Below are 13,275 nucleotides of genomic sequence, written 5' to 3' on the forward strand. Positions count from 1 at the left end.
TTTATAAACGCAATAATTTTTTTTATAATCTATTTTAAATGTTAAAAATTATGTTAATATTTGTGAAAAAAAGATGAAAAATATACTTACAATATTGTTTTTAAACTTTATTAGTTTTGTTTTTGCTCAAACAAATTTTGAAAGCGGATATTTTATTACGAATAACGGTAATACCGTAGCATGTTTAATAAAGAATGTGGATTGGCTACATTCGCCTGAATCTTTTGAATATAGATTATCTGAGGTAGAAGAAGTAAAAACAGCTTCGATTAATGATGTTCAGCTTTTTGATATTTTAGGTAAAAGTAAATATATCCGAGCACGCGTTGATTTAGACATTTCATCAGACGATATCTCTAATTTAACTTCGAGTAGAAACCCGATTTTTGAACAAAAACAGGTGTTTTTAAAACAGCTTGTTGCTGGGGATGCTAATTTATATAGTTATAGAAATGGTCAAAAAACGTATTTTTTTTATAATCTTTCCGATCAAGAAATTAAACCTTTAGTTTATAAACGATATTTAATAGATGGTTATAAAATTGCATTTAACGTTGATTACAAACAAGAACTTTTAAATAGTTTAAATTGTAATGCAATTACAGAAAATATGATTGTTAAAACTGATTATGACGAAAAAGATTTAATCCGGTTATTTAATAAATATAATTTTTGTAAAAACCCTAATTTTAAACCTAATGAAACAGTCGGTGTTTCTAAAGGAAAATTTAATTTAACAATAAGACCGCGCGTAAATTTTTCAAAATTCAGTTTTACTCGTCAGTCAGTAACGTATGATTTTGAGAATTCAACAAATTTTGGAGCTGGTTTAAATTTTGAATACATTTTGCCATTTAATAACAATAAATGGTCTGTTTTTATAGATCCTAACTATATTGATGTAAGCCAATCAATAAAAATTACTACAACAGATGTAAAGCTGAAATATAATGTAATTGAGATGCCAATTGGAATTAAATATGGAATGTTTTTAAACGAAAACTCAAAAATTTATCTTAGTGCTGCTTATGTAATTGATTTTAATTTAAGTTCTAGCTTTAAAACATTTAGAGGCGATACAGAATATATTAATGTTAATTTAAAATCGCAGCCAAACTATGCGTTTGCTGTTGGATATAGTTATAAAAATAAATATAGCGTTGAGGTAAGAACCACCACGAAAAAAAATGTTACCCAAAATTTAATTTATTGGGACAGTAGTTTATCTAATACATCAATTATATTAGGTTATACAATTTTTTAAAATAAAAAAGGCGATATTTAATATCGCTTTTTTTTATTCATTATTTTTTCGCATTTTACATACATTTGTGACATATAAATACAAATATGGTTCCAATTTATTTTATAACTCCAGACGAGTCAAGACCAACCGGAGGCGTGAAGCAAATTTATAAACAGGTTGAGATTTTAAATGCGAATGGGTTTGATGCTTATGTGGTGCATCAAAATAAAAAATTTAAGATAAATTGGTTTCAACATAATGTACCAACAAAGTACTTTCCGAAAATTTATTTAGACATTGAAAAATATAGAAAGAAAGGAATTTATTATCAAATAAAGTTTTTTTTTAAAAAACTATTTACTTCGTCTAAATTGCCTGATGAAAAGAGTGTTTTAGTTTTGCCAGAAGTTTTGGCCAAAAATTTAAAACCGGATTTGTATCCTAATCAACGGGTAATTTTTAATCAAAATTGCTATTATACCTTTTTAGAAAAAAGAGAAAACAATACGTTTTATGAAATCTATGAAGATGCCTTAACTTTGGCAACTATAGTTGTTTCTGAAAACTCAAAGCAGTATTTACAATTTGCATTTCCGGATATTGATGTGCAGCGTATTCGAATTGGGATTGATAAACCTTTTACATATCATGCCAACAAGCACAAACAAATTGCCTACATGCCAAGAAAGTTAGGAGATGACTTGTTTCAACTCATTCAAATTTTAAAAAATAAACCGGCATTTAAGGAATGGGAATTTGTTGCCATAAACAACAAAACAGAAATAGAAGTAGCACAAATATTACAAAACAGTGCAATTTATTTAAGTACCAATTGGCAAGAAGGGTTTGGTTTGCCTCCTGCAGAAGCCATGCGTTGTGGTTGTTATGTAATTGGATACACAGGAAATGCTGGAACAGAATACTTTAATGATGTTTATAGTATAACGATAGAAAACGGCGCAATTTTAGATTTTGCACAAGCTGTAGAACAAGCCGTAGTTACTTTTAATTCAAATCCTGACTTTATTATTGAAAAAGGAAAAAAAGCTTCTGATTTTATTACTGAAACGTATACAAAAACGCTTGAAGCAAATGATATTATTACATTCTGGACAAAGCTTTTAAAATAAAAAAACTCCTTAATTAATTAAGGAGTTTTTTTATTACTATTTCATCAAAACTTTTATCTCGTCAAAATTCAAACCTCCGTAATTGCCTGAGCTCATTAGCAACAACGTACTGTTTTCTAAATTCAAATTAAAAACATACGATTTAAAATCTTCCGGATTAGTATATATTTTTAAATCTTTTATGTTAAAAGCATTTTCAATTTGTTCGTAGCTTACCTCGTTTAAACGTTTAATTTTAACAGCTTCGGGCGAATAAAAAACAACTGCTTCGTCAGCCGCATTAAGCGCACCTTCGTATTGTTTTAAAAACTCCGCATTTAAGCTGCTGTAGGTGTGCAATTCTAAACAAGCAATTAATTTTCTGTTTGGATATTGATTTTTTACGGCTTGTGTGGTTGCGCTAACTTTACTTGGCGAATGTGCAAAATCTTTATATGCGATTGAAGTTGCTCCTTCGTGAATTTTTTCTAAACGTTTGGATGCTCCTTTAAACGATGCAATGGCTTCGTAAAATTCAGCTTCATCAACGCCCATGTTTTGACAAACCCATTTTGCTCCTGCCAAGTTATTTAGGTTATGAGCCCCAAAAACTTCAATCGGCATGGCGCCTTCTGGCGTTTCTAAATAGGTTATTCCGTTATCAACACTGTATTCTGGCGTTTGGTAAGCAATTTTACGAATCGGATTCGTGCTTTCTTCTGCTACACGTTTTACGTTCGCATCTTCTTCATTATAAATTAAAATACCACCGTTGGTAATTTTATCTACAAAAATTTCAAATTGTTCTACATAATTTTCGAACGTTGGAAATACATTAATATGATCCCAAGCGATGCCCGAAATTAAAGCAATATTTGGTTGATATAAATGAAACTTTGGACGTAAATCGGTTGGTGATGACAAATACTCATCGCCTTCTAAAACAATAAATTCATTATCGTTGGTTAAACGCACCATGGTATCAAAACCTTCTAATTGTGCGCCAACCATATAATCAACATCAATGTCATGATAATGCATTACGTGCAATACCATTGATGTGATGGTTGTTTTGCCATGAGAACCACCAATTACAACACGTGTTTTGCTTTTGGCTTGTTCGTATAAAAATTCAGGATACGAATATACTTTTAATCCCAATTCTTGTGCACGTAAAAGTTCAGGATTATCTGCTTTGGCATGCATGCCTAATATAACAGCATCTAAATCGGAAGTTATTTTTTCAGAAAACCAACCTAATGCATCGGGTAATAAACCCGAATTTTTTAATCGAGATAACGACGGTTCAAAAATTGCATCGTCGCTACCGGTAACTTGATATCCTTTTTTATGTAAAGCTAAAGCTAAGTTGTGCATGGCGCTTCCGCCAATGGCAATAAAATGAGCCTTCATGTATTTTATTATTTGCTGTTAAATTCTACTTGTAATTGTTCTGCTTTTTGTGTGTTTTTAAGCTTGTTCAAATATAAGTCATATAATTTTTTATATGTAGTTTTTGAGTTGCCAATTTTATGTGCTTTTACAAAATGCTTTTCGGCCTCAATATAATTTTTTTCGTATTCATAAATGTAGCCGTAAGCCAAATGCCCATCTACCGGAGAAATAGTAACTAAATTTTTAGCATAACTTTTTGCTTTGTTTAAGCTACCGCCAACAATTCCGGGTAATTCGGTATAATAAGTAACAAAAGCCCAATGCGCATCAATATGTTTTGGGTTTAAAACTAAACTTTCAGAAAACGCGTGTTCTATTGCGTTTAATTTGGTTAAAGCTTTTAGTTTACTCCCGTTTTTTGCTTGCATGGCTAAAGCTGCCCCGTAATAATAATGTAAATCAGCCTGATCGGGTTGCTTGTTTAATAAGTTTTTAAAAGTTTGAGCAGCTAAATCCCATTGGTTTAATTGGCCGTAAACTTTACCTAATAAAATGTTGGCTTGTGAATCGTTGGGTTGTTTTTCTAAATATAGGTTTAGTTGTGTTTTTGCTTTTTCAAATTCTTTATTTGCATAAAGTTGTTCGGCCCATTGTGTGTTGTTTTGAGCAAACAGATGGATCGAGGTACTAAACCAAATCAAAAAATAAATAAATTTCATGTTGTAAAAATAAACAATCAAACAGTTTAGTATATAACTTGAGTTTTTTGATTTAATTTTATATTGGCGTAAATTAAAAAAAGGAAGTTACAAAACCTCCTTTTTTTACTAAACATAACAAATAACAAAACACTAATACAGTCCTTCAATAGATAAGTAACGTTCTCCGGTATCGTAATTTACCGTTAAAACTATTTGGTCTGAAGGAATATTTTTAATTGCTTTTGAAACAGCTGCTAAAGATGCACCGGTAGAAATACCAACAAACAAACCTTCTACGGGCAACTTTTTTAGCAAAATCAAAAGCTTCTTCGTTTTCAATCTGAATTACTTCGTCAATCACTTTTGTATCTAAATTTTTCGGAATAAACCCAGCGCCAATTCCTTGAATGCTGTGAGAACCCGATTCACCACCTGAAATTACAGGTGATTTTGATGGCTCAACTGCATAAACCTGCGTTTTAGGATTTACTTCTTTAAGCGCTTTCCCAATTCCAGATAAATGTCCACCTGTTCCAACACCGGTAATTAAATATGCAACGCCTTTCGGAAAGTCAGCTAAAATTTCTTGAGCTGTTTTTTGGTAATGCACCTCTGGATTTGCCCCATTTTCAAATTGCTGAGGTACCCATGCGTTCGGAATAGTTGATGCTAATTCTTTTGCTTTTGCAATAGCACCCTTCATTCCTAGTTCTTTTGGAGTTAATACAAATTCAGCTCCGTAAGCACCCATTATTTTTCTGCGTTCAATCGACATCGATTCGGGCATGGTAATAATAATTTTATATCCTTTTACAGCGGCAACAAATGCCAAACCAATTCCGGTATTGCCCGATGTAGGTTCAATAATAACTCCGCCCGGTTTTAAAGTGCCGTTTTTCTCAGCTTCTTCAATCATGGCTAAAGCAATTCGATCTTTAATAGATCCGCCCGGATTTTGTTTTTCTAACTTAATATAAACCTGATGATCCGGAAATAAACGTGATAAGCGTACCACCGGCGTATTACCAATGGCTTCTAAAATGGTATTTAAAATCATAATATTTATTTTTTTAGATGACAAAGTCATCGGGATAATTATTTGTTTTTTGTTTTACAATCGGATCTGCGTTTTGGTAAACCACCGAATTTGGAGCAATGCTTTGGGTAATCCATACATTTCCTCCAATAACCGAATTGGCACCAATAACCGTTGTTCCGCCTAAAATTGTTGCGCCTGCGTAAATGGTAACATTGTCTTCAATGGTTGGATGCCTTTTTTGGTCAGCCAAGTTTTTTGCAACATAAAATGCACCTAAAGTTACGCCCTGATATATTTTAACATTATCGCCAATTTTAGTGGTTTCGCCAATTACAATGCCCGTTCCGTGATCAATGTAAAAGTTTTTACCAATGGTAGCACCGGGGTGAATGTCAATTCCTGTTTGTTTGTGTGCAAATTCCGAAAAAAAACGTGGTAATATCGGAGTTTGTAACCTATACAAAACATGAGCTAACCTATGAACGGCAATCGCATAAAACCCAGGATATGAAAATACAATCTCAATTTCCGATTTTGATGCTGGATCTTGTTTATAAAACGTATAAATTAAATCTTCTAATTCATCTTTAATTGCTGGTAATGCTGCAAAAAATAAATTTTGAATTTCTTTTGCCTTATCCTCAAGTACAATTTTGTACAAAAACGTTTCAAATTGTGTTTGTAACGCTTTTAAATCAAATTGTTTGTTGGGTTGATCAAAAATTAAATCATATATCAAATGTTCAACAAATAGTTCAACTGCTTGTTTATTAAAAGGTAAGCTGTATTTACTAACTAATTTCATAGCAACTTCTATAAAGTCCATAAAGTTAGTAGATAATTATTAAAAACAAAAATAAAAAAATAATTATTTATGGCGTGTCCCTTGTATCCTCGGGCCGAGCTTTCCGCTTTATCTTTTCGGGGCAATTTCAAAAAGTATCGCTTTTTATTACCATAAGCTAGCTTCAAAACACAAATTGTTCCCCCATTTTTTACCCCTCAAAGGATGCCGCTTCAATCCCTAGCGCGCGCTGCCAACCAAAAAAGTATTTTTTTTGAGGGCTAACCCTTCACAAAATGAACGTTTTAAAAAATAGTTTTTAAAAAGATGCATTTTTATTTGTTTGCGATAAAAAAAAGGTACTATCTTTGCCATCGCAAACAAGGATATATGCCTTGTTTTTTTATCTCAAGTTCATAAACCTATTGTAATCTTCAAAACGCTTTTAAAATCGGCTAAAACCGGTTAAAAAAGAAAAAAAAATATTTTTCTAAAAAAGTTTTGTAAGATTAAAAATAAGTTTTACTTTTGCACTCGCAACTGTGAAAAACACGGGATGCGTTAAAAAAGAAGTAACGATTACGTTCATTGATATATTGAATTGACAGCAAAAAAGTAAGAGAGTAATCTCGTATTAAAGAAAAAAAGACCTAGCAATCGTACAATAATAAAAATATACGATGAAGAGTTTGATCCTGGCTCAGGATGAACGCTAGCGGCAGGCCTAACACATGCAAGTCGAGGGGTAGAAGCAGCTTGCTGCTTTGAGACCGGCGCACGGGTGCGTAACGCGTATGCAACCTACCTTATACTAAGGAATAGCCCAGAGAAATTTGGATTAACGCCTTATGGTGTTTTAGATTGGCATCAATATAAGACTAAAGATTACGGTATAAGATGGGCATGCGTCCCATTAGTTAGTTGGTAAGGTAACGGCTTACCAAGACGATGATGGGTAGGGGTCCTGAGAGGGAGATCCCCCACACTGGTACTGAGACACGGACCAGACTCCTACGGGAGGCAGCAGTGAGGAATATTGGTCAATGGAGGCAACTCTGAACCAGCCATGCCGCGTGCAGGAATAAGGTCCTATGGATTGTAAACTGCTTTTGTATAGGAAGAAACCATCCCTTGCGAGGGGTCTTGACGGTACTATACGAATAAGGATCGGCTAACTCCGTGCCAGCAGCCGCGGTAATACGGAGGATTCGAGCGTTATCCGGAATCATTGGGTTTAAAGGGTCCGTAGGCGGCCTAGTAAGTCAGTGGTGAAAGTTTGCAGCTTAACTGTAAAATTGCCATTGAAACTGCTGGGCTTGAATTTTTGTGAAGTAACTAGAATATGTAGTGTAGCGGTGAAATGCATAGATATTACATGGAATACCAATTGCGAAGGCAGGTTACTAACAAAGTATTGACGCTGATGGACGAAAGCGTGGGTAGCGAACAGGATTAGATACCCTGGTAGTCCACGCCGTAAACGATGGATACTAGTTGTTCGGTTTTCGGACTGAGTGACTAAGCGAAAGTGATAAGTATCCCACCTGGGGAGTACGAACGCAAGTTTGAAACTCAAAGGAATTGACGGGGGCCCGCACAAGCGGTGGAGCATGTGGTTTAATTCGATGATACGCGAGGAACCTTACCAGGGCTTAAATGTAGATTGACGTATTTGGAAACAGATATTTCTTCGGACAATTTACAAGGTGCTGCATGGTTGTCGTCAGCTCGTGCCGTGAGGTGTCAGGTTAAGTCCTATAACGAGCGCAACCCCTGTCGTTAGTTGCCATCGAGTGATGTCGGGAACTCTAACGAGACTGCCAGTGTAAACTGCGAGGAAGGTGGGGATGACGTCAAATCATCACGGCCCTTACGTCCTGGGCCACACACGTGCTACAATGGCCGGTACAGTGAGCAGCCACTACGCGAGTAGGAGCGAATCTACAAAACCGGTCACAGTTCGGATCGGAGTCTGCAACTCGACTCCGTGAAGCTGGAATCGCTAGTAATCGGATATCAGCCATGATCCGGTGAATACGTTCCCGGGCCTTGTACACACCGCCCGTCAAGCCATGGAAGCTGGGGGTACCTGAAGTCGGTGACCGCAAGGAGCTGCCTAGGGTAAAACTAGTGACTGGGGCTAAGTCGTAACAAGGTAGCCGTACCGGAAGGTGCGGCTGGAACACCTCCTTTCTAGAGAAGTATTGATAGGTTCAACTTTATATTGAAATTACTCTCGCTGTTAGTTCAAAAATTTATAAGTAAAATACAGAGTCTCGTAGCTCAGCTGGTTAGAGTACTACACTGATAATGTAGGGGTCCCCAGTTCGAGTCTGGGCGGGACTACTATTTTGTTTATAGATAAAAAAAGGAAATTCTAGGGTTGGGTGTTGAGATACTATCAACAAGGATTCAACATTCACATAGAAGAATGGGGGATTAGCTCAGCTGGCTAGAGCGCCTGCCTTGCACGCAGGAGGCCATCGGTTCGACTCCGATATTCTCCACGATTTTAGATAAATATCTAAATAACCGTTCATTGACATATTGCAATAGAAAATACAAACAAAAAGTAGAAAGAAAAAAAATAATTTTTTTACAGTAGAACGCAAGTTCTGTGTAGAAAACTCATACATAAGCAAATTAAGGGCGTATGGGGGATGCCTAGGCTCTCAGAGGCGATGAAGGACGTGATAAGCTGCGAAAAGCTACGGGGATTGGCACACACGAATAGATCCGTAGATATCCGAATGGGGCAACCTGTCTAGTTGAAGACTAGTCACATCGAAAGATGAGCAAACCCGCTGAACTGAAACATCTAAGTAGGCGGAGGAGAAGAAAACAAGAGTGATTCCGTAAGTAGTGGCGAGCGAACGCGGAACAGCCCAAACCAATATTGTTACGGCAATATTGGGGTTGTAGGACCACGATATTTTATGCAAAGCGAATTAGAATAACCTGGAAAGGTTAACCGAAGAGGGTGATAGTCTCGTATAAGTAAGCGATGTAATAGATAGTGGTATCCTGAGTAGGTCGGGGCACGTGAAACCCTGATTGAATTTGCCGGGACCATCCGGTAAGGCTAAATACTCCTGAGAGACCGATAGTGAACCAGTACCGTGAGGGAAAGGTGAAAAGAACCGTGAATAACGGAGTGAAATAGATCCTGAAACCATACGCTTACAAGCGGTCGGAGCCCTTTTATGGGGTGACGGCGTGCCTTTTGCATAATGAGCCTACGAGTTACCGTTGCTGGCAAGGATAAGCACTTTAGGTGTGGATCCGTAGCGAAAGCGAGTCTTAATAGGGCGCTTTAGTCAGTAGTGGTAGACGCGAAACCGTGTGATCTACCCATGGACAGGTTGAAGTTTAGGTAACACTAAATGGAGGACCGAACCCGTTGACGTTGAAAAGTCTTGGGATGATCTGTGGGTAGGGGTGAAAGGCCAATCAAACTCGGAAATAGCTCGTACTCCCCGAAATGCATTTAGGTGCAGCGCTGTTTTAGTTTATTAGAGGTAGAGCTACTGATTGGATGCGGGGGCTTCACCGCCTACCAATTCCTGACAAACTCCGAATGCTAATAAATGTTTTACAGCAGTGAGGGCATGGGTGCTAAGGTCCATGTCCGAGAGGGAAAGAACCCAGACCATCAGCTAAGGTCCCCAAATGTATACTAAGTTGAAAAAACGCGGTTTGTTTGCTTAGACAGCTAGGATGTTGGCTTGGAAGCAGCCATTCATTTAAAGAGTGCGTAACAGCTCACTAGTCGAGCGAACGAGCATGGATAATAATCGGGCATAAGTATACTACCGAAGCTATGGATTTGCGCTAAGCGCAAGTGGTAGGGGAGCATTCTAAACTGGGTTGAAGGTGTACTGTGAGGTATGCTGGACTGTTTAGAAAAGCAAATGTAGGCATAAGTAACGATAAGGAGGGCGAGAAACCCTCCCGCCGTAAGACTAAGGTTTCCTGAGCTATGCTAATCAGCTTAGGGTTAGTCGGGACCTAAGGCACACCCGAAGGGGGACGTCGATGGCCAACGGGTTAATATTCCCGTACTTCTAATAATTGTGATGGGGTGACGGAGTGATGAAAGCACCGCGGACTGACGGAATAGTTCGTTAAAGTACGTAACTATAGGACTTGTAGTAAAATGCGCAGGTCTTGGTGAAATACGATAGTACACAAAATCTTCGGATGGCGTGATAGTGTGCCTAAGGGCTTCCAAGAAAAACCTCTAAACATAGATTATTAGAACCCGTACCGTAAACCGACACAGGTAGTCGAGGAGAGTATCCTCAGGCGCTCGAGAGATTCATGGCTAAGGAATTAGGCAAAATAGACCTGTAACTTCGGGAGAAAGGTCGCCAGCAGCAATGCTGGCCGCAGTGAAAAGGTCCAGGCGACTGTTTATCAAAAACACAAGGCTTTGCAAAATCGTAAGATGACGTATAAGGTCTGACACCTGCCCGGTGCTGGAAGGTTAAGAGGAGATGTTATTCGCAAGAAGAAGCATTGAATTGAAGCCCCAGTAAACGGCGGCCGTAACTATAACGGTCCTAAGGTAGCGAAATTCCTTGTCGGGTAAGTTCCGACCTGCACGAATGGTGTAACGATCTGGACACTGTCTCAGCCATGAGCTCGGTGAAATTGTAGTAACGGTGAAGATGCCGTTTACCCGCAGTGGGACGAAAAGACCCTGTGCACCTTTACTATAGCTTAGTATTGTTCTTGGATAAGTGATGTGTAGGATAGGTGGGAGACTATGAAGTGGCGTCGCTAGGCGTTGTGGAGTCATTGTTGAAATACCACCCTTTGCTTATCTGAGGTCTAACTCTGCGTTGCAGAGGACATTGCTTGGTGGGTAGTTTGACTGGGGTGGTCGCCTCCAAAAGAGTAACGGAGGCTTCTAAAGGTTCCCTCAGTACGCTTGGTAACCGTGCGTAGAGTGCAATGGCATAAGGGAGCTTGACTGAGAGACATACAGGTCGATCAGGTACGAAAGTAGAGCATAGTGATCCGGTGGTTCCGCATGGAAGGGCCATCGCTCAAAGGATAAAAGGTACGCCGGGGATAACAGGCTGATCTCCCCCAAGAGCTCATATCGACGGGGGGGTTTGGCACCTCGATGTCGGCTCGTCACATCCTGGGGCTGGAGAAGGTCCCAAGGGTTGGGCTGTTCGCCCATTAAAGTGGCACGCGAGCTGGGTTCAGAACGTCGTGAGACAGTTCGGTCTCTATCTACTGTGGGCGTTAGAAATTTGCGTGGATCTGATTCTAGTACGAGAGGACCGAATTGGACTAACCTCTGGTGTATCAGTTGTGCCGCCAGGTGCATCGCTGAGTAGCTACGTTGGGCAGGGATAAGCGCTGAAAGCATATAAGCGCGAAACCCACCACAAGATTAGATTTCTTTAAAGGGTCGTTGTAGATGACAACGTTGATAGGCTATAGATGTAAAGGCAGTAATGTCATAGTCGAGTAGTACTAATAACCCGTAAGCTTATGTATTTGTCTCCTGCTGAAATTAAGTAGGCAGGAGGACTTCTTTCTAATAAAAGTAGAAGAGTTTGTATAGAACAACTATTGTAATAGGGTCAACCATATATTGCTAGATATAGCAAACCGATTTAAGGTGGTTATTGCAACGAGGCTCACCTCTTCCCATCCCGAACAGAGAAGTTAAGCTCGTTAGCGCAGATGGTACTGCATTTATGTGGGAGAGTATGTCGCTGCCTTTTTTATAAGTCCGAATCAGAAATGGTTCGGACTTTTTTGTTTTATAATTTATTTTATCTGATTATGGATTATCATTTTAAGTTATATAAGCCGAATAATTATTTAAGTCAGTTTATTTACGAAAAAAAGCGACATAAAAACTTGTTAGGAAGTTTGTACAATTTTCCTGGAGGAACAATGGCTATTGGTAGGTTGGATGAAGATACCGAAGGTTTACTTTTTTTGACAACTGATGGGATTGTTAGTGAAATTATAAGGAGTAAAAAAGTTGAGAAAGAATATTTTGTTCAGGTTGATGGAATTATTACCGCATCAGCAATTGCTGAATTAAAATTAGGTGTTGAAATAGGTGTTAAAGGTACTAAATATATCACGAAACCATGTGAAGCAGATTTTTTACCTATTTTACCTGATTGTGTTGGTGCTGGGCATAGAATTAGAGATGGACGTCATGGTCCTACAAGTTGGTTGCGTATTATCATTACTGAGGGTAAGTTTAGACAAGTACGTAAAATGACAGCTAAGGTTGGTTTTCCTACTCTACGATTAATTCGTTATCGGATAGGAAATGAAACGCTTGATGGTTTAAAAATTGGAGATGTTATTGCTGTTACTAGTTTTGATATTTGATAGTTTGCTTTTGCGTTAGGGATAGGAGCGATATCCTTTTATGTAAAGCAATGGAATAAAAGATAAAGCGGATAGCTCGGGTCGGGCTATCCGCTTATTTTATTTTGTTATTTGCTATTTTAGCGAGGGTAACGCCCTTATTTATTTAAATTTTCTGCAGCCTTTAAAACAACTTCTTTCAAGTTCTGCTTGTAATCGATCATTTTATTTAAAAGGGCAGTATTTTGACTTGCTAAAATTTGTACGGCTAATAATCCAGCGTTTTTGGCACCGTTTAGAGCCACGGTTGCTACAGGCACTCCGCCTGGCATTTGTAAGATTGATAATACAGAATCCCAACCATCGATTGAATTTGATGATTTTACCGGAACACCGATTATCGGTAATGGGCTCATAGATGCCACCATTCCTGGTAAATGTGCTGCACCACCTGCACCGGCAATAATAACATTAATTCCGTTTTTATGTGCGTTCGAAGAAAAATCTACTAATTTTTCTGGCGTGCGATGCGCAGATACAATATCAACGTGCGTTTCTACACCAAATTCTTTTAAAATATCTATGGCTTGTTGCATAACGGGCATATCAGAAATGCTGCCCATAACTACGGCTACTTTCATTGTTTTTTT

Annotated in this window: 7 protein-coding genes, 2 tRNA genes, 3 rRNA genes and 1 pseudogene; 8 read left to right on the forward strand and 5 right to left on the reverse strand. The window is 38.0% G+C overall.

The window, feature by feature from the left end:
* Nucleotides 1-73: 73 nt before the first annotated feature.
* Together K5I29_RS01005 and K5I29_RS01010 are read left to right on the forward strand one after the other, a co-directional pair.
* Nucleotides 74-1,264, forward strand: coding sequence for a PorT family protein (locus tag K5I29_RS01005; RefSeq protein WP_264434018.1), 1,191 nt, complete (start codon nt 74-76; stop codon nt 1,262-1,264).
* 86 nt (nt 1,265-1,350) lie between these two features.
* Complete coding sequence (locus K5I29_RS01010; RefSeq protein WP_264434019.1) at nt 1,351-2,376, forward strand: glycosyltransferase; 1,026 nt, start codon at nt 1,351-1,353, stop codon at nt 2,374-2,376.
* Between the two features lie 36 nt (nt 2,377-2,412).
* Here the strand turns inward: K5I29_RS01010 and K5I29_RS01015 are convergent, their stop codons facing one another.
* From K5I29_RS01015 to epsC, 4 genes and pseudogenes are all read right to left on the reverse strand, one after another.
* Nucleotides 2,413-3,768 (reverse strand): UDP-N-acetylmuramate--L-alanine ligase, encoded by a 1,356-nt coding sequence (locus K5I29_RS01015; protein WP_264434020.1) that lies wholly within the window; start codon nt 3,766-3,768, stop codon nt 2,413-2,415.
* An 8-nt stretch (nt 3,769-3,776) separates the two neighbouring features.
* Entirely contained in the window at nt 3,777-4,469 is a 693-nt protein-coding gene (locus K5I29_RS01020; protein ID WP_264434021.1) for a tetratricopeptide repeat protein, read from the reverse strand.
* 132 nt (nt 4,470-4,601) lie between these two features.
* A pseudogene (gene cysK / locus K5I29_RS01025) lies at nt 4,602-5,508 on the reverse strand (cysteine synthase A).
* A gap of 13 nt (nt 5,509-5,521) precedes the next feature.
* Nucleotides 5,522-6,316 carry a serine O-acetyltransferase EpsC gene (gene epsC / locus K5I29_RS01030; RefSeq protein ID WP_264434022.1) on the reverse strand — a complete coding sequence of 265 codons (795 nt, stop codon included), beginning with the start codon at nt 6,314-6,316 and terminating at the stop codon, nt 5,522-5,524.
* A gap of 635 nt (nt 6,317-6,951) precedes the next feature.
* Here epsC and K5I29_RS01035 point away from each other — a divergent pair.
* The 6 genes from K5I29_RS01035 to K5I29_RS01060 all read left to right on the forward strand — a co-directional run bounded on the left by K5I29_RS01035 (nt 6,952) and on the right by K5I29_RS01060 (nt 12,646).
* Nucleotides 6,952-8,467 (forward strand): 16S ribosomal RNA (locus K5I29_RS01035).
* A gap of 79 nt (nt 8,468-8,546) precedes the next feature.
* Nucleotides 8,547-8,620, forward strand: a tRNA-Ile gene (locus K5I29_RS01040).
* A gap of 87 nt (nt 8,621-8,707) precedes the next feature.
* Nucleotides 8,708-8,781 (forward strand) — tRNA-Ala (locus K5I29_RS01045).
* A 125-nt stretch (nt 8,782-8,906) separates the two neighbouring features.
* A 23S ribosomal RNA gene (locus tag K5I29_RS01050) occupies nt 8,907-11,788 on the forward strand.
* 120 nt (nt 11,789-11,908) lie between these two features.
* Nucleotides 11,909-12,018: ribosomal RNA gene (gene rrf, locus K5I29_RS01055) — 5S ribosomal RNA — on the forward strand.
* The 16S, 23S and 5S rRNA genes sit together here with 2 tRNA genes alongside, the layout of an rRNA operon.
* 61 nt (nt 12,019-12,079) lie before the next feature.
* Nucleotides 12,080-12,646, forward strand: coding sequence for a pseudouridine synthase (locus K5I29_RS01060; RefSeq protein WP_264434023.1), 567 nt, complete (start codon nt 12,080-12,082; stop codon nt 12,644-12,646).
* A 137-nt stretch (nt 12,647-12,783) separates the two neighbouring features.
* Here the strand turns inward: K5I29_RS01060 and purE are convergent, their stop codons facing one another.
* Entirely contained in the window at nt 12,784-13,266 is a 483-nt protein-coding gene (gene purE / locus K5I29_RS01065) for a 5-(carboxyamino)imidazole ribonucleotide mutase (protein ID WP_264434024.1), read from the reverse strand.
* Between the last annotated feature and the right edge of the window lie 9 nt (nt 13,267-13,275).

Origin of the sequence: Flavobacterium agricola (assembly GCF_025919725.1) — a bacterium.
Classification (GTDB): Bacteria; Bacteroidota; Bacteroidia; order Flavobacteriales; family Flavobacteriaceae; genus Flavobacterium; species Flavobacterium agricola.